The organism is Parasphingorhabdus flavimaris (genome assembly GCF_013371215.1).
GTDB classification, from domain to species: Bacteria; Pseudomonadota; Alphaproteobacteria; order Sphingomonadales; family Sphingomonadaceae; genus Parasphingorhabdus; species Parasphingorhabdus flavimaris.
This window is the reverse complement of record NZ_JABWMH010000003.1, coordinates 1-21,188: the sequence shown is the minus strand read 5'-3', so window position 1 is coordinate 21,188 and position 21,188 is coordinate 1. Positions and strand designations below refer to the sequence as shown.

At 58.1% G+C, this 21,188-nt stretch carries 18 protein-coding genes; 11 read left to right on the top strand and 7 right to left on the bottom strand.

What is annotated here, in order from left to right; translation table 11 throughout:
• Positions 1-22 precede the first annotated feature (22 nt).
• The 3 genes from HUO14_RS08995 to HUO14_RS08985 are packed head-to-tail and all read left to right on the top strand — an operon-like array spanning position 23 to position 3,864.
• A complete protein-coding gene (locus tag HUO14_RS08995) occupies positions 23-589 on the top strand; it encodes an NnrU family protein (RefSeq protein ID WP_176279581.1) in 567 nt (188 codons plus the stop codon).
• Entirely contained in the window at positions 590-3,325 is a 2,736-nt protein-coding gene (locus HUO14_RS08990; RefSeq protein ID WP_176279580.1) for an ATP-dependent DNA helicase, read from the top strand.
• Positions 3,322-3,864 carry a SixA phosphatase family protein gene (locus tag HUO14_RS08985; protein WP_176279579.1) on the top strand — a complete coding sequence of 181 codons (543 nt, stop codon included), beginning with the start codon at positions 3,322-3,324 and terminating at the stop codon, positions 3,862-3,864. Before HUO14_RS08990 ends, HUO14_RS08985 begins: the two co-directional genes overlap by 4 nt.
• A gap of 27 nt (positions 3,865-3,891) precedes the next feature.
• On the opposite strand, the gene HUO14_RS08980 is transcribed toward HUO14_RS08985, so the two are convergent.
• Together HUO14_RS08980 and HUO14_RS08975 are read right to left on the bottom strand one after the other, a co-directional pair.
• On the bottom strand, positions 3,892-4,278 hold the full coding sequence (locus HUO14_RS08980) for a MerR family transcriptional regulator (protein ID WP_176279578.1): 387 nt from the start codon (positions 4,276-4,278) through the stop codon (positions 3,892-3,894).
• A gap of 30 nt (positions 4,279-4,308) precedes the next feature.
• Positions 4,309-4,608 carry an integration host factor subunit alpha gene (locus tag HUO14_RS08975; protein ID WP_176279577.1) on the bottom strand — a complete coding sequence of 100 codons (300 nt, stop codon included), beginning with the start codon at positions 4,606-4,608 and terminating at the stop codon, positions 4,309-4,311.
• A gap of 124 nt (positions 4,609-4,732) precedes the next feature.
• Between HUO14_RS08975 and HUO14_RS08970 the strand changes: the two genes are divergently transcribed.
• The 3 genes from HUO14_RS08970 to HUO14_RS08960 are packed head-to-tail and all read left to right on the top strand — an operon-like array spanning position 4,733 to position 7,666.
• A complete protein-coding gene (locus HUO14_RS08970; RefSeq protein ID WP_176279576.1) occupies positions 4,733-5,530 on the top strand; it encodes a thioesterase family protein in 798 nt (265 codons plus the stop codon).
• The gene (locus HUO14_RS08965) at positions 5,530-6,840 is read left to right on the top strand and encodes an FAD-dependent oxidoreductase (RefSeq protein WP_176279575.1); all 1,311 of its coding nucleotides are present in this window, start codon (positions 5,530-5,532) and stop codon (positions 6,838-6,840) included. Before HUO14_RS08970 ends, HUO14_RS08965 begins: the two co-directional genes overlap by 1 nt.
• A 4-nt stretch (positions 6,841-6,844) precedes the next feature.
• Positions 6,845-7,666 (top strand): methyltransferase domain-containing protein, encoded by an 822-nt coding sequence (locus tag HUO14_RS08960; RefSeq protein ID WP_176279574.1) that lies wholly within the window; start codon positions 6,845-6,847, stop codon positions 7,664-7,666.
• 56 nt (positions 7,667-7,722) lie between these two features.
• Here the strand turns inward: HUO14_RS08960 and HUO14_RS08955 are convergent, their stop codons facing one another.
• Positions 7,723-7,887 carry a DUF1328 domain-containing protein gene (locus tag HUO14_RS08955; RefSeq protein WP_176279573.1) on the bottom strand — a complete coding sequence of 55 codons (165 nt, stop codon included), beginning with the start codon at positions 7,885-7,887 and terminating at the stop codon, positions 7,723-7,725.
• A gap of 200 nt (positions 7,888-8,087) precedes the next feature.
• Here HUO14_RS08955 and HUO14_RS08950 point away from each other — a divergent pair, with 200 nt between their 5' ends.
• Entirely contained in the window at positions 8,088-10,367 is a 2,280-nt protein-coding gene (locus tag HUO14_RS08950; RefSeq protein WP_176279572.1) for a PAS domain S-box protein, read from the top strand.
• Positions 10,368-10,561: 194 nt separating this feature from the next.
• Here HUO14_RS08950 and HUO14_RS08945 read toward each other — a convergent pair whose 3' ends face one another.
• Positions 10,562-11,020, bottom strand: coding sequence for a BLUF domain-containing protein (locus tag HUO14_RS08945; RefSeq protein ID WP_176279571.1), 459 nt, complete (start codon positions 11,018-11,020; stop codon positions 10,562-10,564).
• Complete coding sequence (locus HUO14_RS08940; RefSeq protein ID WP_176279570.1) at positions 11,017-13,056, bottom strand: putative bifunctional diguanylate cyclase/phosphodiesterase; 2,040 nt, start codon at positions 13,054-13,056, stop codon at positions 11,017-11,019. Before HUO14_RS08940 ends, HUO14_RS08945 begins: the two co-directional genes overlap by 4 nt.
• Before the next feature lie 377 nt (positions 13,057-13,433).
• Between HUO14_RS08940 and asd the strand changes: the two genes are divergently transcribed.
• Positions 13,434-14,288, top strand: a complete 855-nt coding sequence (gene asd, locus HUO14_RS08935) for an archaetidylserine decarboxylase (protein WP_176279569.1) — start codon at positions 13,434-13,436, stop codon at positions 14,286-14,288.
• Positions 14,289-14,367: 79 nt separating this feature from the next.
• Here asd and HUO14_RS08930 read toward each other — a convergent pair whose 3' ends face one another.
• Complete coding sequence (locus HUO14_RS08930; protein WP_343046081.1) at positions 14,368-15,795, bottom strand: M24 family metallopeptidase; 1,428 nt, start codon at positions 15,793-15,795, stop codon at positions 14,368-14,370.
• A 295-nt stretch (positions 15,796-16,090) separates the two neighbouring features.
• Here HUO14_RS08930 and HUO14_RS08925 point away from each other — a divergent pair, with 295 nt between their 5' ends.
• A complete protein-coding gene (locus HUO14_RS08925; RefSeq protein ID WP_176280151.1) occupies positions 16,091-16,417 on the top strand; it encodes a DUF423 domain-containing protein in 327 nt (108 codons plus the stop codon).
• Positions 16,418-17,393: 976 nt separating this feature from the next.
• Here HUO14_RS08925 and HUO14_RS08920 read toward each other — a convergent pair.
• Positions 17,394-18,560 carry a hypothetical protein gene (locus tag HUO14_RS08920; RefSeq protein ID WP_176279568.1) on the bottom strand — a complete coding sequence of 389 codons (1,167 nt, stop codon included), beginning with the start codon at positions 18,558-18,560 and terminating at the stop codon, positions 17,394-17,396.
• Between the two features lie 479 nt (positions 18,561-19,039).
• Between HUO14_RS08920 and HUO14_RS08915 the strand changes: the two genes are divergently transcribed.
• On the top strand, positions 19,040-20,152 hold the full coding sequence (locus tag HUO14_RS08915) for a hypothetical protein (RefSeq protein ID WP_176279567.1): 1,113 nt from the start codon (positions 19,040-19,042) through the stop codon (positions 20,150-20,152).
• A 110-nt stretch (positions 20,153-20,262) separates the two neighbouring features.
• Positions 20,263-20,442: a hypothetical protein gene (locus HUO14_RS08910; RefSeq protein WP_176279566.1), complete on the top strand. Its 180-nt coding sequence runs from the start codon at positions 20,263-20,265 to the stop codon at positions 20,440-20,442.
• Positions 20,443-21,188 lie beyond the last annotated feature (746 nt).

Genomic DNA, 21,188 nt, shown 5'->3' with positions numbered 1-21,188 from the left:
CAACAAAAGCGGGAGAATGAACATGGAAATGCTTATTGCCGGTGTGCTGCTATGGAGCCTAGTACATCTGATGAAGTCGGTGACACCGGGCCTGCGCGCATCGATTCAGGGCGCGATTGGTGAAGGGCCGCACAAGGGTCTGGTCGCGCTGATCCTGCTGGTTTCGCTGGCCTTGATGATTTTCGGCTGGCGCTCGACGACCGCGGAATTTGTCTATGACCCGCCTGCCTGGGGCCGCCACGCCAATATGACGCTGATGTTCATCGCTATCCTGCTGATCGGTGCGGCGCAGGGCGCCTCGCGCATCCGGCAATGGATACGGCATCCGATGCTGACCGGCGTTCTGATCTGGGCCGGAGGCCATCTGCTTGCCAATGGCGACAACAAGTCGCTGATATTGTTCGGCGGACTCGGCCTGTGGGCGCTGGTCTCGATCATCACTGTTTCGCGCAATGAAGGCATCTGGGTGAAACCGGCCAGGATCGCGAGCGTAAGTCGTGAATTGCTGAGCGTGGTGATTGCGGCGACACTTTATGCCATTTTGATGTTCGTTCACCCGTGGATCGCCGGTGTACCGGTCGTCGGCTGAATGGTAACACCACTTCCCTATCCCGCGCTTCATGCCAGCCACAGCGGCATCTGGATTTGCTCATCCGATGGCGAAACCCGCGCAATCGGCAAGGGCGAGGCGATTGGCCGGGTAGCGGAAACGCCGCATATCCTGCTCAACGCTCCCCTGTTGGGGCAAAGGCTCGGCTATCCCGACCTGTCCGGGCTCGACCTGCTGGAGCTGTTCGCCTTCATCCATCCGGCCCAGTTCGTCGTACCAACTCCTGCCGGCCTCGCCAAGGCGCTCGGTCTGGCTCCGCCGGCGCAAGAGGCCGATATTGCGGCGCTTTGCCGGCAGGCGGCGAGCCTTTTGCTGGAAGGACTGGAAGCACCTTTCTGGAAAGAGCGCGAAGGCGCGTGGAGCAGCGCGCAGGCGCTCTATCGGCTGCGCTGGCCCTGGGCACAGGAAGTCGGGCGCAAACTGGAAAAACCGGTCGAGGCCGAACGCTGGCTTTTTTCCAAACTGCCCGAATGGGAAGAAGAGGCACCGCGCCCTGCGCCGCGAACGGTCACGATAGACCGGAACGAGGCGCTGGCCACGCTTGACTCCCTGACCGGCGAAGGATCGGAAGAGCGCGAGGGCCAGAAAAGCTACGCTGCTGCTGTCAGCCAGATTTTCAACCCGCGCAAGATCAAGGGCTCTCCCAATATGCTGCTGGCCGAAGCGGGGACGGGTATCGGCAAAACACTCGGCTATCTCGCGCCCGCTTCCCTTTGGTCGCAGCAAGCAGGCGGTACGGTGTGGATCTCGACCTTTACCAAGGCGCTGCAGCGCCAGCTCGACCGGGAAACCCGCCGAATCTACCCGGATGAAGAGACATTCCGCAGGAAAGTTGTCGTCCGCAAGGGACGGGAAAATTATCTCTGCCTGCTCAATCTCGAAGACGCGTTGCAGGGTGGCTTTACCGGTCGTGCAGCGATCCTGGCCCATCTGGTCGCGCGCTGGGCTGCCTATAGCAAGGACGGCGACATGGTTGGCGGCGATCTGCCAGGATGGCTGACCACATTATTCCGTCGCAACGGCGCCACCGCGCTGACTGACCGGCGCGGAGAATGTGTCTATGCCGGTTGCCCGCATTATCGCAAATGTTTCATCGAGAAGGCGGCACATGCCAGCCAGCAGGCCGATATCGTCATCGCCAACCACGCGCTGGTCATGGTCAATGCTGCCCGCGGGCGCGAACAGCAAAACCGCCCGACCAGATTGATTTTTGACGAAGGCCACCATCTGTTCGACGCCGCCGATTCGATGTTTGCGGCGCGGCTTTCCGGACAGGAAGCGATAGAAATCCGTCGCTGGGTGATCGGTCCGGAAACGAAGAATCGCGGACGCCGCCGCGGGCTTGCCGCGCGGCTCGCCGATCTCGCATCCTATGACGAGGAAGGTGGCCGCGCGATCGAAAGCGCGCGCCATGCCGCCGAAGCCCTGCCCGGTGACGGCTGGCTCCAGCGGATCGGGGAAGGCGAGCCCTTCGGCCCGATTGAGGCGCTTCTTCAGGAAGTCCGCGCGATGGTCTTCGCCCGCGACGAAAGCCAGAGCGCCGATGCCGGTTACGGACTCGAAACCGAACTGACCCATGTCGAAGGGCCGATGATCGATGCCGTCGCCAATGCCGCCGAGGCAATGGATGGCTTGCTAAAGCCTCTGGTCCGTCTCGGCCAGCGGATCGAACATCTGATCGAGGAAGGCCCGGACTGGATGGACGCCCCGGCCCGCGCGCGGATGGAAGGCGCTCTCTCGAGCCTCGGCTGGCGCCGCGATACCCTGTCGGGCTGGCTTTCGCTCCTGTCCCGCATCGGCGGGCCAGCCGATCCCGATTTCGTCGACTGGCTGATGATCGACCGGTTCGAGGGCCGCGAATATGACATCGGCATCTGCCGTCACTGGCTCGACCCGACCATTCCGGTCACCGAAGTCGTCACCAAGCCAGCCCATGGCGTGATGATCACTTCGGCGACGCTGAAAGGCGGCGGTGGCTGGGATACCGCCCGGGCGCGCAGCGGTGCCGTCCATCTTCCGCACCCGCCGCAGGAATTTGAAGTCGCCAGCCCGTTTGACTATCCCAATCAGGCGAAAGTCATCATCGTGACCGATGTGAAGCGCGGCGACATGGCCGGACTGGCCGGTGCCTACGCGCAATTGATTGAAGCCTCGGCGGGCGGGACGCTTGGCCTGTTCACCGCGATCCGGCGCCTGCGCACGGTATATGCCCGGATCGCCGACCGGATGGCGCAAAGCGGTCTGCCGATCTACGCCCAGCATGTCGACCCGATCGACACCGGCACCCTGGTCGATATTTTCCGTGACGATCCCAAGGCCAGCCTGCTGGGCACCGATGCCCTGCGCGACGGAGTCGATGTCCCGGGCCAGAGCCTGCGTCTGGTGGTGATGGAATCGGTGCCGTGGCCGCGCCCCAATATCCTGCACCGTGCCCGCAAACTGGCCGGCGGCGGCAGCGCCTATGACGACCGGATCATCCGCGCACGCCTGGCGCAGGCCTTTGGCCGGATCATCCGCCGCGCCGACGACCATGGCCATTTCGTCATCCTTTCTTCGTCTTTCCCGTCGCGTCTGTTCTCGGCCTTTCCGGAAGGCACACCGATCGAACGGATGCCTCTGGCACAGGCGCTGGCAGAGATAAGCAAGGCAACGTCCGAAATGAAGGAATCCGGTCTTTCAACTGAAACAAGTTTGATGCATGACGATCCGCAATGAAAAAACTTACACTCTTGCGCCACGCCAAATCCGGCTGGGATGACCCGGTCGAGCGCGACTTTGACCGGCCTCTCAACAAAAAGGGCAAGCGCGCGGCAGCCGTCATGGGCAGCTTCATCAAGCGCAACCGACTGACCTTCGACCAGATTCTGGCCTCGCCGGCGGTGCGGGTGATCGAAACTCTGGAAAATGTGGAAGACGCCAGCAACCTCGCGATGGAACCGACCTGGGATCGCAAAATCTACCTCGCTTCCTCTGCCACCTTGCTGGATGTTTTGCGCGGCGCCCGGCCCGATGCCGAGCATGTGCTGATGGTTGGCCATAATCCGGGCCTGGAAGACCTGATCTTCGATCTTGTTCCGGATGACGGAACCTCACCGGCGCGGGACGAGGTGGAAACAAAATATCCGACCGCCACGCTGGCCGAGATGACCCTCGCCATCGATAACTGGGCCGATATTACAGAGAAATGCGCCACACTGGATCGCTTTACGCGGCCGCGCGACCTCGATCCGGAGCTCGGCCCGAATTACGATTGAATTCGGCGGCTCGGACCTGTTTGAGAGCTAGGCGGCGTCCAGCGCGTGCGAAAGCCGATCGCGGATCGCTTTGAGTTCAGCAAGAATCACGCCATTATCCGGCGCATCGCCAGTCATCAACGGCAGCGAGGCGGCAGCGGCTTGCGGCGCATCTTCGACCATCTCGGGTCCCTTGCGCCTCGACGCCAGAAATTTGCGCGCGCCCTTGATCGTATAGCCTTCTTCATTGAGCAGGCGGTTGATCGTCTTGACCATGATGACATCTTCGGGCCGGTAATGGCGCCGCGCACCAGCGCGCTTGAGCGGTGTCAGCATCGCGAACTGGTCTTCCCAGTAGCGCAGGATATGGGGCTTGATGCTCAGCTCTTTCGACAGCTCTCCGATGGTCCGGAAAGCCCCTTGTTCCTTGGTCATATTCTAATCCCCCCGGGTTCGCTCAGCCGATTAACCGGCGGCGATGATCCTGTCACGCATCGTTTGGCTGGCGCGGAAGGTCAGCACCCGGCGCGGCGCGATCGGAACTTCGATACCGGTCTTGGGATTGCGCCCGGTCCGCTCTCCCTTGTCGCGCAATACGAAGGTTCCGAAACCGGAAATCTTGACATTTTCGCCATCGACAAGCGCATCAATCATGTGATCAAGGATTGATTCAACCATGACAGCGCTGTCGGCACGCGACAAGCCTACCAGCCGGTTCATCGTTTCGGCCAGGTCGGCGCGGGTCAGCGTGTTAGTATAGCTCATCACGATATCTTCCATCAAGAGATTGAAAACTCGACAAAGGCATAAATCAAATCCGCGCTTTTGTAAACGATGACGGCAAACTTACCAGTGGATTTCAGCCGATTAGCCCGATATGCGAGAAGTCATGACCGATAAACAACCACAACCTGTCGCCCTCGCCCAACTGCTCGACCAATGCGGACCCGGCGGACCGGACCATCCCGTCACTCTACCGCAAAGCTGGACGCAGGGCCGAACCGCCTTTGGTGGACTGTCCGGCGCGCTTGCCTATCACGCAGCCAGCCATATCGAAGAGGGACTTCCTCCTCTGCGGTCGGCACAGGTTGCGTTCACCGGACCGCTGTTCGGGGCACTCACTGCGGAAACCGCGATGCTGCGTCGCGGCAAGAATACCGCTTTCGTCCAGTCCGAGATATTCGGGGACAAGGGTCTGGGGCTTCATTGCAACTTCATATTTGCCGCGCCCCGTCCGACGGAAGTCAGGACATCCGATATTATCGCGCCAGACTTTCCCGAGCTACCCGATGGCGAAGACCTGCACAGCGGGCCGCCGCAATTTTTCACCTCGAACATGGAATATGTCGGCAAGCGGATCGACACGAGCAAGAAGACCAATCGCCTGACCAGCTGGATGCGCCTGAAACAGCGCGACGGCCTCGATCCCGTGGCCGAAATCCTGTGCATGTGCGACAGCCTGCCCCCTTCGGTGATGGGATTGCTCGACAAGAACGCGATGGTCAGCTCGATGAACTGGCAAATCAATATCATCGCCGAAGAGCTGACCACCGAAGATGGCTGGTGGCTTATCGATTCGCACACCCACCATGCCGATCACGGAGCGAGCAGCCAATATATGAGCATCTGGAACAGCCGCCGTGAACTGATGGCAACCGCTATGCAGAGCGTGGCTTATTACGCCTGATGGTAGCAGACCGCGATCACCGGAACAAACCCAGGCTCGCCGTCATCGGCACTGGTATTGCCGGACTTAGCGCGGCCTATCTGCTCAAGGACAAATATCGGGTCACGGTTTTCGAAAGTCAGGCGCGGGCCGGCATGGGCGCGCATAGCGTCGATTATGTCAGCAACGGCATCACCCGCCGGATCGACATCCCGCTCCGGATATTCTGCCACGGCTATTATGACAATCTGCTTGCGCTCTACCAGCATATCGGCGTCGAGATACTGACCAGCGACCATGCCGGTGTCTTTTCCGACGAAGCCGGCCGTATCATCCTCCATTATGGCAATAGCGACTGGGGCCCAGGCCGCTTTCCCCGTCCCAAAGGCCGCAGCTGGACAAGCCCGGTGGCCTGGACCATCGGCCTGCAGAGCCGGCGGTTTTTCGCCCGGGCAAGACGGGACATTGCCCGCACGGATCTCGCTCAATTGAGCTTTGGCGAATATCTCGACCAGTCCGGTGCGGGACGATTGTTCGTCGATCACGTGCTGTTGCCGATGATGTCGGTAACCTGCACCTGCGACTATCAGGCGGTGCGCGATTATCCCGCCGACCTGATGCTCGAATATCTGACATGCGGCGTTCACGAAATCGGCATCATGAGCGCAGCCAAGGGGGTCGATGACATCGTCCCGCGCATGCTGACCGACGTGGAATTGCGGACGAACAGCCCGGTTGCGTCGATCGAACCGGCCAAAGCGCAGCTTCGACTGGTCACCGGGGCCGGAGAAGATCAGTGTTTCGATCAGGTGGTGGTGGCAGCCCAAGCTCATCAGGCAGCGGCGATGCTCTCAGGATTTGACGACCGGCGGGCATTGCTCAACCGCATTCCTTTCGAAAAGTCGACGATGAGCGTCCACACCGATCCGGATATTCTGCCCGCCCCGGCAGACGGCCTTTCTCCGGTCAGCTATCACGTCCCGCAAGGCAGCAGCAGGGCCGAAGTTTCGGTCAATCTGACCAAGGCAATCCCCCGCCTCTCCGGTCAGGAAACCGTCTTTCAGACGTGGAATCCGATGCGCAGAATCGCTCCCAATCGGGAATTGGCGCGAGTCGATTTTACCCGCCCGACGGTAACGCGAGACAGCCGTAAGGCGGTCCTCGCTTTGCGCGAGCAGCAAACGCGGGCCGGCAACCGGCTGTGGCTATGCGGTTCCTATATGGCGGAGAAAATCCCGCTTCTCGAGGCTGCGGTCGACTCTTCGGTCACGGTGGCGAGACAATTGGGTGCGACCATTCCCTGGAGCGGCAGCATCACCGCTGCGGACTGATCCTGTGTCCGAGTTCCATGATCTGGCAGAACTGGCGCTCAATCGCGCCGGTCAGTCCTGGGGCAACCTCGGCTACTGGAAGAATGCGAGCGATTATTCGGATGCCTGCCGCGCACTGGCGACCTTGCTCGGAGAACAGGCCGCACTGGATCACCATTCAATCGTTTTCGACGCCGGATTTGGTTGCGGCGACCAGCTGTTGCTTTGGCTGGAGCATTTTGGCGTATCGCAAATATCCGGCGTGAACCTGTCGCGAAGCCAGACCGCTCACGCCAGGACCCTGCTGGCAGGCAAGGGTCAAGCAGATACTTCCGCCGCGATCCGGCGGGGTGATGTCAACGATCCCGCCATTTGGAAAGCCGCACTGGACGGGACCAAACCCAGCCATGTGCTGGCGCTCGATTGCACCTATCATTTTCCTGACCGGCTGGCATTCTGGGGGCTGGCCGAGCAGCATCTGGCACCCGCCGGCCGACTGGTTCTGACCGACTTCATGCTCGATGCGCGGCACCGGACGAAAGGTTTTCGCCACCGGCTTCTGTGCTGGATGCTCAAGCGGGCCCATATTGCCGAAACCAATATCGTGAACGAGGAGATATACCGGGACCAGCTGGTGCAGGCCGGCTACGGGGAAATCATCATCCTCGATATCAGCGAATATGTCATGCCCGCCTTTTCCGCTGGCAGCGACCGGAAACTGACATGGCCGGTCCGGTGCAAATATGCCGTGACCAGCCGGTTCCTCAAATGGGCTTACCGTCGCTCGATCTTGCGCTATTGTCTTGTCAGCGCGACCAAGGTCGGCGGCAGTGACAGACGATATTGAGGATCAGCGGGCGTCGGGCGCAGAAACGCACCAGCCGCCCGCGATCCCGTTGCGGTTCAGGCTCGACGGAACAGATGCGCGACAATTCCAATCACGAAAAGCACCAGGAAAATGTAGAATATAATCTCTGCAATTCCCGCAGCTGCGCCGGCAATACCACCGAAGCCGAGAACGGCGGCGATGACCGCGATTACAAGAAAGATGATGGCGTAACGTAACATTTTAATATCCTCCAATAGGTCTGCAGATTACGCACCGGCGCCAGAAAGGTTGCTGACACCATATCCAACCGATGCGGATGTCGCGACCGCGGCAAGGCTCGCGCCGGATTTCGCATGGCGATCCGGTGAATGGCGGTCAAAACATCCTATTGCAGGAAGCCCGCGAAGGATTTACAGATTGAGCTCTGGGAGACCTAAAGATGGTGCAAACTACTCGATCGCCAGATGGCGAAATACAGTCTTTCGCTTCGGTACAAGCCAAGCTGGCTTCTTGTTCCAAAGTTGTAGGGGAAGCCTTTTTCCCGGTCATGGTGGAGGCGCTGGCAGAAGCTCTTTCTGTCCGGTCTGTATTCCTGTCGACGCTCCACCCGACTGACCCGAGCAAAGCGTGCACGGTCGCGGTCTGGGACAACGGCCCGGGAGAGAATTTCGAATATCAGCTGGAACATACGCCATGCGCCAATATTGTCGAACAGGGCGCCTGTTGTTTTCCGGACAATATCGTCGACCTGTTCCCGCAGGACCACATGCTGAACGAAATGGGCGCGAAAAGCTACATCGGCACGCCGCTGCGCACGTCGTCCGGCGAGATACTGGGTTTGCTGGCAGTCCTCGACGACAAGACCATTGCATACCCGGAGCAGGCAACTGAAATAGTCGAATTATTCTCCGGTCGCGCAGCGGCCGAACTGGAGCGACTGGCCACGTCCTCGCTCAACGAACGGCTCGGACGAATCGTCGAAGATTCCGTCAGTGAAGTTTATGTCTTCGGCGCCGACAGCTATTATTTCGAGCTGGTCAATCGCGGCGCCCGGGAAAATCTCGGCTATTCGATGGAAGAGCTTCGCCATTTGACGCCCTGGGACCTGAAGCCCCATTATAGCAAAGACGAATTTATCGAATTTGTAACACCGCTGCGCAACGGCGATGTCCCCAGCCTGCTGTTTGAAGCGGTGCACGAGCGGAAGGATGGCTCGCATTATGATGTCGCGGTCCAACTGCAGTTTTTTCCGGGAGTCGAGAATCTTTTCTATGCCTCGATCACCGATATAACCGACGCCAGGCGGGCGGAACGGGCGCAGGCCCATCTCGCCGCGATAGTTGCCTCTTCGAACGAGGCGATCATCTCCAAGACCCTGAACAGCATCATCACCAGCTGGAACGACGGCGCCGAAAAAATCTTCGGCTATCCTGCCGAGGAAATGATCGGCAAATCGATCCGCCTGCTCATTCCGCCCGAGCGACAGGAAGAGGAAGATGACATTCTCGCGCGCATGAACCGTGGCGAGAAGATCAGCAATTACGAGACCGTCCGCGTCGCCCGTGACGGGCGACGGGTGGATGTGGCGGTCAATGTCTCGCCGATTTACGATGCCGCCGGCAATGTCGTTGGAGCTTCGAAGATCGCGCATGATATCAGCGAGCGAAAGCGCGCGGAGGAACGCGAACGCCTGCTGATGGGAGAGGTGAACCATCGGGCCAAGAACATGTTGACCCTGGTGCAGGTGATTGCCCGGCAGACCGCCGCAAATGACGCCATGACCTTCGTCCAGCGCTTTGAGGAGCGCATTCTCGCGCTCTCGGCCAGCCACGACGTTCTGCTCAACAGCGGCTGGCAGGACATTCCCCTCCAGGAACTGGTGCAATCCCAGCTTGCCCATTTCCGGGACACATTGGGATCGAGGATCAAGCTGATGGGCCCGCCCCTGAAAATCACGGCACCGGCGGCCCAGGCAATCGGCATGGCGGTGCACGAACTCGCCACCAACGCAGCGAAATATGGCGCATTGTCCAATGATGACGGCATCATCGAGATTGACTGGAAAATCGAGCAAAGCGGCGAAGCAGAACCCGACTTCTCGATGCACTGGACCGAGCGCGGCGGTCCCGTCGTCGAAAAGCCGACGCGCAACGGCTTTGGCTCCACGGTGATCGACCGGCTGCTCGCAGCCAGCCTCGAGGGCGAGGTTGATCTGGAATGGGAGCCAGCCGGCCTTGTTTGCCGGATATCCTGCCGGGCCGCCAAATTGCTCAGCGGTTCGGCGGCGGCCGGCCGGGACTCAAACGCGGTCATCCAGTTGCGGAAACCGCGTACCGAGACCACGCGCCGCATATTGGTGGTGGAGGACGAAATCCTGATCGGCCTCGAGATATCGGAAGTCCTGAAAGATGCGGGGTTCGATATTCTGGGTCCGGTAACCACCGTCGGCGGGGCGCTCGAGCAACTCGAAAACGAGCTGTGCGACGCTGCCGTGCTGGATATCAATCTCGGCAAGGAAACGTCCGAACCGGTCGCAAAGCTGCTATCGCAAATGGGGACGCCCTATCTTTCGGTCTCGGGACGCAGCGCCGAAGACCGTCCGGCAGCATTTTCCGGATCCCAGCATCTCGCCAAGCCCATTCAATCGGCGCTTTTGGTAAAAGAGGTCGGGGAGATGCTGGCCGCTACGGCTCCGCCCTCTGCCGGTCAGGCCCATTGAGCTGAAAGATCACCCGGGTCCGAAGGTTTCGAGCAGAAATATGCTACGAATATCGACAATCATCCAACGGCAAAGACTCCGCTGCCATATGAGAGCAAATATCGGAAGAAGCGAAGGCTGAATCCGGCTGTGGAAGCCGATCACGACCGGGTCTGCAATATTGAATCCGTGGCCAGCCGGTTGGCGGAGAAATTTCAGGCTTTGCTAGCGGCGGAATGATTGTCGAGAAGGCTGCGCATTTGAAGCGTGGCCTGACTGGCGTTTACTCCGGCCAGAAACTGGATTTCCTGCAATTCGTCGCCAAGCGCTAGTGACGACATCTCATCATCGCTGAGAAAAGCCATATTCCAGCCTTCAAACAACCGCTCCGAGACATTGATCAGATCGATCAGCCGCACGTCGACATGTCGAAAATCACAGCAAATTCTTTCGAACGCCTTTTCCACTTCATCCTGCGGTCCTTCCAGAATCTGGATGAAAACCCCGTTCACGAACAGAAGGCTGCCGGTGAGGTCAGACAATCGGTTCTGCTCGGCGGCGCCTTCTGCAATTCTGCGGACGGTTTCCGCCGGTTTCTCGCCGCAACATTCGATGTCGAGCGCGCTGGTGTAAAGCAACCGCGAGAATTGCTTGTCGGATGTATATGCGTTCATGCTGCCGCCTTGCTTGTCTCGCGTTGGAACAGACCGATAATCTTGTCCGCATCAATCGGCCGGCTGATCAGAAAACCCTGTACGTCGTCGCATCCGTGCTCGGCAATAAACGCCATCTGTTCGTCGGTTTCGATACCTTCTGCCGTTATCTTCATCTGCAGGCTCTGGCCGAGCTGGGCAATAGCCCGGACGATCGAAGCGCTGCCGGCGTCAGCGGGCAGTTGCTGCACAAAGGACTTGTCGATCTTGATCCGGTTGATCGGAAAACGGTGCAGATAGCTGAGCGACGAATATCCTGTTCCGAAATCATCCAGCGATATCCGGATCCCGAAGTCTCTCAATTCGGTGAGTGTGCGCATCACAATTTCGTCATTTCCGAGAAGCGCGGTTTCGGTGATTTCCAGTTCCAGCCGTGCGGCGGGGAAACCCGAATCCTCCAGTGCCTGGAAAACGGTCTGCGGCAACCGCGGATCGAGCAATTGCACGGGGGAAATATTGACGGCCAGATCAAGATGCCCGGGCCACGAAGCGGCATCAATGCAGGCCTTCTTTAGAACCATGGCGCCAATGCGCGAAATCAGGCCGAGCTCTTCGGCGACCGGAATAAACTCGGATGGCTGGACATTACCCCGCTTCGGGCAGGTCCATCGCAGCAACGCTTCCGCCCCGGTAAAGGCACCAGTGGCAGAATCTATCACGGGCTGATAGGCGATCTGGAAATCTTCGCGCATACAGGCGCGTCGAAGATCAACCTCAAGCAACCGGCGGCGTTGCGTGGCCTCCTGCATGGTTAGCTCGAACAGCCGATATCCCCGCTCGTCGGCCCGCTTTGCCGTATAGAGCGCAATGTCGGTATATTGGACCAGTGTTCCGGGGTCACACCCGTGATCCGGCGCGAGGCTGACTCCAACGCTGGCGCCAATTTCCGCGACTTGCCCTTGCATGATATATGGTCGCCCGAGAATTTCGACAATGCGCGCTGCCAAAGCAGCCGCTTCGTCTTCCGAATTGAGCCCGTAAGCGATTACAGCAAACTCGTCTCCGCCAATTCGCGCCACCATATCTCCGCGGCGGACAGCATGACGCAAGCGCCAGGCGACTTTCTGGAGAACGATATCGCCAGCCGGGTGGCCGAGTGTATCATTGATCGGCTTGAAACTATCCAGATCGATCATCAGCAAGGCAAAGGGGCGGCCAAATTTATCCAGCTTGCCGCATTCGATCCGCAAGGCCTCCGTAAAGGCCCGGCGATTGGCAACTTCGGTCAACGCATCGTGGAGCGCTATATGCCGAAGCCGCTCGTCCGATTTCGATTTTGTCCGCCGTTCGAGCAGATGGGTTGAAAGGCCGGCGCCGATGATGAACAGGGCAACCATTGCGACCGCCGCCGCCAACGCCAGAAAGGCATCGCTGTCGGCACCGGCCTGAACGCCCGGCAGCGGGGTCACAGTGAAAGCCGCCATGCCGGTAAAATGCAGAACGACAATTGCCGCAGCGAATGATCCGGCAGGCAGAAGAATATTCTTGCCGTCGCCCGTTTTTCTCAACCGGTCGATGGTGAGCGCAGAAAAACCAACAGTCAGGATCAGAGAAGCAATGACATATTCCGGCAGCCATCTCACGATACCATCGGCGCGATAAGCGAACATGCCGACATAATGCATGGCGGCTATCGACAGACCGATGATCCCGCCACCGGTAAATACGGAAATGAACCGGTTACGTGTCCAGGCGACCATCAGGCCCAGCGCGATTCCACCGACCGCGATCAGTGCCGATAACACCGTCAAAGTGCCGCCAAGGGTCACGGGAACGCCCGGGCGGTAGCCGAGCATGGCAATGAAGTGCGTTGCCCATATCGCCGAACCCGCGGTAAAGGCAGACAGAAAACACCACTGGAACCGTACTGTCCCGCTTTCGAAGAAGGTGCGCTGGAACAATTTCATCGATGCCAGACAGCCCACCAGGCACATCAGGGCGGACAAGGCTACGATCCAGAGATTATGTTCGTGATACAGGCAAGTCAGTACGCGCATTAAAACTCCTTGCGTCGCCATGGGAACTACGAGGATGGTTAACGGTGGCATCGGGCTTTGGCTAAGGGCTCAACATGCGCGGGGGCGCGCTGTAGGCCGGAAATTCGCTATTCCACTTCCCATCGAGTATCGGTCAGTCTGCACAATTGTCGGGGACCGATCTTTTCCGCCATGGGTGGATATCTTCCCTGCCGACCGAAGCCGGGAGCGCGAAGCGGGCCCGCGGCAATTGACATTTGCGAAGCAGTGAATATCTGTGGTGCCACAAGGCTCTGAAACATCGCTCGAGCTCATCTTGCATCCGCAACATTCCAAAGGGACGTTCTGGCAGGACTTGCGGTTTGAGAGTTGCCCGATCAACTGATGCGAGAAAAAATTTGTTCGAACGCTTGAGAGTCGCGTCACAATATATACTGCCAAAGCGGGGCCTTACCACCTTTGCCGGCCGCATTGCCGCCGCGGAACGGGGCAGGCTGACAACGCGGCTGATAGGCTGGTTCGTCGGCAAATATGCGGTGGATATGAGCGAAGCCCGGAATCCGGACATCTCCAGCTATAGCAGCTTCAACGCCTTCTTCACCCGTCCGCTCAAAGCCGGCGCGCGACCGATAACGACAGCAGATTTTGCCTGCCCGGTGGATGGCGCGATCAGCCAGCTCGGGGCTGTTGATGACAATCGCATTCTTCAGGCCAAGGGCCATTTCTTTACAACCACCGAGCTGCTCGGCGGCGATGCAGTACTGGCGGGAAAATTTCGGAACGGCAGCTTTGCCAACCTGTATCTGTCGCCCAGGGATTATCATCGCCTGCATATGCCTTGTGACGGGAGGCTGACAGATATGATCTACGTGCCGGGCTCGCTGTTTTCGGTCAACCCCGCCACTGCGCGCGGCGTGCCCAATCTTTTCGCGCGAAACGAGCGGGTGATCTGCATGTTTGAATCACCCGAGCACGGCACGTTCGCGATGGTCCTGGTCGGCGCCACCATCGTCGGCAGCATGGCGACGGTCTGGCACGGCGTGGTCAAACCAAAGCCCGCGACCAAGATTACACGGTGGACCTATGCCGACGAGAATATCACGCTCGAAAAGGGCGAGGAGATGGGGCGGTTCCTGCTCGGCTCTACGATAGTCATGCTGTTCCCCCAGCACAGCATCGCTTTTTCAGCCGACTGGGCTCCGGAGAGATTGGTGCGTCTCGGCGAAACAATGGGCGAGCGGCCCGGTCTCTGAAATATTGGCGACCAGCATTCGCACGGGGGTTTGTAGAGAAACGAATAGTGGCTGCCATCTCGGCTTCTACTGACTCCGATCACCGCTGTTCACTGGCCTCGGGCGTTCCTCCGATCAGATAAAATTCTTTTTGCCGCCCGTCGATATATTGCACCGTCTGGCCATCGAAAAACGCATCCTCTTCGGTCTTGAAGGAGATTTTTTGCCGGCCCCATTCGGGCACCTCCATCGTGGCGCTGAGTTCGATTGACCACGCCGTGTTGGGATATAGGCTATATTCTCCGCGCGGACCGGGGTTCTGGTCATCCCAGAAACCGATGGCGGCGCCTGCCCCATGGCCATGATAGCCGATCGGGTGCGAATAAATACTGGGTTCGAGCCCTTGGGCGATCGCCTTGTCACGGGCCCGGACGAGAATATCGTTGCCGCTGTCGCCCGCCGTGAATGACGAGGTAAGTGCATCCTGCACCCGGTTGCTGGCCGCAAGACCATCGCGCAGGCCTTTCGGCGCCTGCGTCTCGCCGTCGCGCAGGACATAGGCGTTCTGCTGGGTATCGGTGTTCAACCGCAGATATGTAATCCCGAAATCCGTCCAGAGCATATCGCCTTGTTCGATCACCGTATCTCCGTCCAGTTGTTCCTTCACCCCCTGGCGGCTGATGGCTACCGATGGATGGAACCAGGCTTCAACCCCCAGCTCCGCGATCCTCTCGCGAAACCACCAGGCCACGTCGTCGGTCGTGGTAATCCCCGGCCTGATCACCTTGCCGGAGAGCCCTTCGCCGATAATCGCGTGGGCCAGCGCCACGATCTCCGGGTAACGCGCCATTTCCGATGGCGTTCGCGTTTCGAGCCAGCGTATCGCCAGAACTTCATCACGGACGACCCGCGACCGGAGCGCGGCGGGTAACGCCGCCATCATCTCTTCATGGGCGCTCAGCGTCATGCCGTCGGCATAAGCGGTCAGTTTCGATGAATTGATCGCAATCTTTTGCGGATTGCGATCGGCGATGATTTCAGCGAGCCGGAGCCATTGGTCCGGCTGCGTTTCCGGCGTCCAGGCCGCCTCGAACATGTCACCCAGACCATAGCGGCTGACCGTGAGCCGTTCGACCGGCTGGCCCTCGCCGGGATCGAAAAACACCAATATCGTGCGGCGCCGGGCCGAGAAGCTTTTGGCATCGAGCATCGATGCAACCACCGGCTCCTCGAAATTCTCGCGCGCGACCAGAACCCACATGTCAACGCCCTGTTCGCGCATTATCATCGGCAGAATCGTGTCGAGACGCTCTTGCAGCCAGTTGTCGAGGAGATCCGCCCGATCGCGAAGCGGCAGGACCGCCGGGTAAGCGGTCCTCTCGGCGCCATCCTCCGCAGCGACTGGCATGGCGGGCGTCGACAGCAGCCCTATCGCAAACAGCATTTTCAGCGCGGCGCCTGCAAATTTCCCCGATCCCGAAAAGCCGAGAAACACCGATCGCATTCCAGTATCGCGTTGGTTCGTCACCCTTTTATCTCCTGCTGGATGTGCTGCCAGCTACACCTAGCACCTGTCCGCTTCCTCTTGCGGTAAAGATTGCCGGGCGTCCAGCCGCCACTGAACGGCCCGGGCCATTCCGAACCTGAGCGGCGTTCCGCTTCTCCAATGTTCCAATGTTCCAATGTCGCTATTCCGGCGATATGGTCTACATCTGATATTGCGGATGATTCAGGCAATAATGACCGGCGCACCGGCGCGGTCAGGCCACGGGGTGAGAAACGGGCGGCGACTGGTCGGAAAAAAAAGAGAAGGAAGAGATATGCTGATCGGATTATTTGCGGCTGTTTCGGCAGCATTGGCCATTGCCGCGGGGGCGTTCGGGGCCCATGCAGCGCCGGGACAACAGGAAGCGGATTGGTTGCGAACCGGCGGATTGTACCAGTTGATCCATGCCGTGGCCGCACTGGCGATCATGGGCGTCGCCAGGGGTCCGGCGATCCTGCTTCTGGTCGGCTCCGCCGTTTTCGCCCTGACATTATACGCAATGGCCTTTGGCGCCCCGCGATGGCTCGGCGCGGTAACACCGATTGGTGGAACCTTGCTGATCGGCGGATGGCTCTGGGCGGCCTGGATCCATTATCGCGGGTAAGACGAGCAGATCACGCCGGATTTCGAGATGTAGCGGGCCAAATGCCGATTTAAGCTTGTGGAGATGACGGTCGCGCCGCGGCCTGTTTGGCGATCGTTCGCGGTCATGAACGAATGAAAATATGGTGCCAGAAGAGTAACCACGTCGAGCCGGTAGGCATTTGATTTAAAAAAGTATTTTATCATCAATGCTGCCTGTGCCCCCATACCTGCCCCGGGACTAATTCCTTGGATCGGTTCGAGTACAATTTGTTGATGCACCCAATAAGCCAACCGAATCATGTTGGGGGTGGGGGGCTTATTCTTCAAAAGGTCATGGGATATACTCTGAGCCCGTGTCTTGCGGCCGCCGGAATCCAAGACTGGAACCAAGACCGAACATTTCGCATAATCTACGATCGACGTCCTTTTCGACAGTTTGTAGCTCTACGATAGCCAGACCAAGCGCCGCTACCAGCTTGCATCCATTCAGATGCCTATGTCGGAAGGCTGGACCGTCCTTCACAATACGCGTCACTCGCCGATCGAGCTTGGCAAGAACGTCATTGCGCGCAATCCATAAAGTGTGCTCCAATGCTTCTTGCAGACAATCCCGGAGAGTGCTTATATTAGTCGGTCGGAAATTCGCATAACCAGTACTGACCAAGCCCCTTGGTCCCAGATCAAAATAGCGACCAGAGGGCATTTGAGATTGCCGTAATTGTCCTGCCCCATGATTACCTTCTCCGTGACGGAATCGCAATTCAGCTTGAACTCTCCGCTATCTTCACCAATCATTTATCCGCTTCCTTGAGAAGGGAAGTGGGGATTAAAAGTCACTCTACTACGACCGGTCACAGACATCTGCGGCCGGATGGCGCACACGTATGTCCAACCAGCCTGCCGGTAAGCGTTTAGTCCATTATTTCGAGTTGGCATCCAAATGTGGACTTAGAGTTCCAGTCGAAAGACTGTCTGCCCCACCAATTAGTACCGATTTAGTCGCTTTCGGGAGGTGGCATGGAGGTAAATCCGTCTTCCCCGACTTTCATGAAGGTATCGAAGAAGGTTGAGCTAATCCATGTCTGCGGACAGTCAAAATCCCTACGAGAATCCTTCAAGTCCCATCCTTGCGCGATATACTTCTCGGCCTTGCGTTGAATCGCCCCAACAAAATTGTTCTTGGCACGATAAGTCGGGATGTCGTTCTTGACGTTGTAGTCGGTCACGTCACGAACCGCTTGCCACATAAGATTATAGATTTTCGAAAGAGGAAAGCGCTCAATCAAGAAGTCGAAAACGGCATGCGTCTTCTCACCGATCTTGTCGAGTTGGTAGCCGCGCTGGTCCAGCAAGTGGAAGAAGTATTCGAAAGCTTCGACCTTGATGATTTCACGCCACAAGCTCGGCATGTCATTTTGCCATGCGTCGGGCCAATTGTTATCAATGGCTGCGGTGAGGTCGGCTATGAACTGCCGCTTACTGGCCGGGGCTAGGCCTGGAAGAAACAGCCAATCGACTTTTGCAGGGTAGTAGGAATGAGCCTCGGTCAACTCTTCATTGAAGACAAAGGCATCAATTGGACTCTCCGGGTCAACCGCGAGCAAAACTTTCCCCTGAAGATGCATTGTGATTTCCCGCATGTGATCGCCGGTTGGAGCAAGCAACGGCGGGCCGGGTGCGTAAGGGTCAACTACTGCCAAGTCTTCTGAAAGCGATTGGCGTATAAGCGCCGAGAGGTAGACCGCATCGCGAAGCGTAACGCATTTGAAATTGTCATCGTAATGACGACCTCCATAGTCGTCGCGTATTAAGTCGCGCTTGATCTCTTCGATCCACTGGCGTTTTTTAGCTGCCGATTCCCGGCAGTTCAGGCATAGGCAATAATCGGTGTTCTGATGGCCGCAATTGGGGCAACGCCTGATAGGAGAGGTATAGCCGGAACGATTTGGGCGGCGAGACTGAAGGAAGACGTCCACACAGTAGGGGCAAGGTGCTTCCTCATGAATTAGCGGCGGCAAAAGTGCATTAAGCGCGCTCGGTGTAGTCTGGATTGAAAACTCAGAGATGATATCCTTAAGCGGTATCGATTGGTTGCCATATTTCTCGAGAAGATCCACCAGTTGCTCGGCCGAAAGGTGCGCTAGTTTTGAGTTGACTTGCATCTGGTGATCCTAGCCAGTCCAATATAACCTGTCTATCCATGTGGAGGAAAACAACTTCAGAAGTTGAATTTCTGCCGCTCTGGTAATGTTGGGCAAAACAAGAGGAACATGGTGGCGTCAAAATTGGCTATGGCCCTACCTAAGAGCTGACATTCCGCTTCCGGCCCATGAGCCGCTGGACACCTTTTGCAAGGACCGTCAATCCACATCGCACCCTAATCTCATTCGTAAAGCTTGTTTGGTTGCCATCCCGACAACTGCCACTCGCCGGGCAGTGGGTAACCGTGCAGAACCGTCTCGAATACCATCTGTCGGCTTGTACAGCAGTATGAATGGAGATCGTCGCGCAAACATTTTTGCCCGCCCGAACAGCAATGCGGTCAAAGCTTTACGGCGATCAGCCAAATCAAGAGCACCGCCAGTACTGTCATGGTATAACATAATGGGCCCCACTTTGTGTTTTAAAGCGAGTCTCGCGGGTGACAATCGCGATCGAACCGACTACGCCGATGCCCATGCAAGCTATTCTGTCCGAGCTAATTAGCAGTTGCGAGACCGGCGAGCGGGTCTGTTTGCTTCCCATCTCGCGGGTCTTGGTCGAAGCCACCGATTGGTTGACTCCCGGCGTCGCCTTGTTTCCCCCGGACGCCCTGACGGCGTCCGATCTCCGTGTCGTGGAATGGCCGGCTCGACGCTTCGCCGCCTTCAGCAGGCAAATGACCGACGGCGTGCTCGAACTGTCCGGTGACGAGTTGCACTGGGGTAAAGGCGCCATGACCAACATCGACCTTCCGGAATTCTTCGGTAGCGCGTTACTTGGCTTCAAGACTCGGCTCGACTGGCAGTCGTTTCTCTTTCCAAGCAGCCATGAGGCGCATCTGGAAATGCTCCGCGCGGAGATGGAGAGGTGCGACCGTACCTTCGATTTGGTTCGCTTCGCAGAATGCGACCTCTGGACACCTCAGAAACTGCCAGGCCGCGTAGGACTTCTCGCGGACACGCCGTATAGCTGCGGCTTGTTCTACGCGCCCGAAGATCACGAAAGCTATTTGATCGCTGGCGAGGTCGCTAGTCACCATCTCCTGTTGGGCATCGGTACCGACATGACCGACGTTTTCGTCCCGCCCATGCCGTCAGGGGAGCTAGCTACACTCGCCACCCATGCGCTGCGACTCTACTCGGAGGCGCTCGAGGCCGTGAGCGAGACCAGCCGCTTCATGCAGCTGATGGCCCTAATCGAGTTTCTCGCCGATCCCAACGACTTCACGAAAATGCAGCACGCGCGTAAGGCGATCGGACGCCAGATCGCCCACGACAAAGCCGACTATCTTGCGATCCAACAGGACTTCCTGCGCCTTACAGCCGAGCAGGGACCGGTTGGTATCCCAAAGCAGGGACTTCGCCACAATATCGTTCATTTCGGCAAGCGCTTGGAGGATCTTACGACACTCGACGAGCGGCGTTCCGTGTACCAACGCCTACATCGCTATGTCGGCGTGCCGATCAGTCAGATGGTCGAGCACGGGGAAAAGGATTGGATATTCATCGAAACGATGAGATCGGCCGCAAAGGTCAGACTTGGGTTGGACTAAGTGCAAGTCTTTGGGATGAGTCGATCGCCGCGGCATCCCGTCATGCCGGGTGGAGGCAACCCGACGACATTCCCATAATGTGCGGCGAAGGAAGAAGATTCTAACGTTCAATGGCTCGAAACGAATTTACCAAAATGACCCGTACCGTGATTGCGTCGCGAGCCGGCTATCGCTGTTCCAATCCAGGCTGCGGCAAGCTCACCGTCGGGCCTGCCAAGTCGGCCGACGAGTTCGAGGACACCGGCTTTGCAAGTCATATTCATTCGGCGGCGAAAAGGGGGCCGCGCTGACAAGGGGAGCTGACGCCTAAGCAGATCAGATCCGCGACCAACGGCATCTGGATGTGCGGAGACCACGAAGCCCTGATCGACAATAGAAGCGGCGCCCGCTTTCCTGTAGACAAACTGCAAAGCTGGAAGGCGTTGCACGAATATCAAACATCGTAGGAGCACAGCGGGAAGCAGGCGGCGTTCGGTTTCATTCGGCGCCTGACGATCCATCGCTCACCGGTATTCGCATCGAATACCGTGATCGACTTGGCCAAAGCGACGTTCCTGATTGGGGCGAACGGCGGCGGAAAGACCGCGGTCGCGGAATGGCTGACAGCATTCGACACCAGCCGGAACATCCATCGATGGCTCGGCAGCGAGTTCGAAAACCAAGAGCGGTCAGTCCGCACTCGGCCCAATTGCGACTGTTTTAAAATACGACGCAAATACGGTCAAACTCGCGAGATTAACGTAGCCCTCTTTAATGCCATTCACTGGTAGCGCTCGGGCTCCAAAGACGCGAACTACCGATCAATATTTGTGTTCGTGAAATATTTCCGCCGTCCTAAACAGGTGGTTTCTAGCACCATAGCTACGCGCAGGAACTCGGATTGAATCAACAGAACTCTTTGCTCACCCCCCTAGTGTGTTCCCCGTCAGCACCTGTGGCACAAATTTGATGTTGTAAGTTAAGGAGGATTTGGGTCTCGTCGTAGTGACGAAGGAACGAAGATGAGACCCAAATCCTCAAAACCCAAAGCGAGTGC

Bases quoted from the DNA above. Each gene is read 5' to 3' on its own strand.
- HUO14_RS08995 (WP_176279581.1), top strand. From the start codon at position 23: ATGGAAATGCTTATTGCCGGTGTGCTGCTATGGAGCCTAGTACATCTG.
- HUO14_RS08990 (WP_176279580.1), top strand. From the start codon at position 590: ATGGTAACACCACTTCCCTATCCCGCGCTTCATGCCAGCCACAGCGGC.
- HUO14_RS08985 (WP_176279579.1), top strand. From the start codon at position 3,322: ATGAAAAAACTTACACTCTTGCGCCACGCCAAATCCGGCTGGGATGAC.
- HUO14_RS08980 (WP_176279578.1), bottom strand. From the start codon at position 4,278: ATGACCAAGGAACAAGGGGCTTTCCGGACCATCGGAGAGCTGTCGAAA.
- HUO14_RS08975 (WP_176279577.1), bottom strand. From the start codon at position 4,608: ATGAGCTATACTAACACGCTGACCCGCGCCGACCTGGCCGAAACGATG.
- HUO14_RS08970 (WP_176279576.1), top strand. From the start codon at position 4,733: ATGACCGATAAACAACCACAACCTGTCGCCCTCGCCCAACTGCTCGAC.
- HUO14_RS08965 (WP_176279575.1), top strand. From the start codon at position 5,530: ATGGTAGCAGACCGCGATCACCGGAACAAACCCAGGCTCGCCGTCATC.
- HUO14_RS08955 (WP_176279573.1), bottom strand. From the start codon at position 7,887: ATGTTACGTTACGCCATCATCTTTCTTGTAATCGCGGTCATCGCCGCC.
- HUO14_RS08950 (WP_176279572.1), top strand. From the start codon at position 8,088: ATGGTGCAAACTACTCGATCGCCAGATGGCGAAATACAGTCTTTCGCT.
- HUO14_RS08945 (WP_176279571.1), bottom strand. From the start codon at position 11,020: ATGAACGCATATACATCCGACAAGCAATTCTCGCGGTTGCTTTACACC.
- HUO14_RS08940 (WP_176279570.1), bottom strand. From the start codon at position 13,056: ATGCGCGTACTGACTTGCCTGTATCACGAACATAATCTCTGGATCGTA.
- HUO14_RS08920 (WP_176279568.1), bottom strand. From the start codon at position 18,560: ATGCAAGTCAACTCAAAACTAGCGCACCTTTCGGCCGAGCAACTGGTG.
- HUO14_RS08910 (WP_176279566.1), top strand. From the start codon at position 20,263: ATGGCTCGAAACGAATTTACCAAAATGACCCGTACCGTGATTGCGTCG.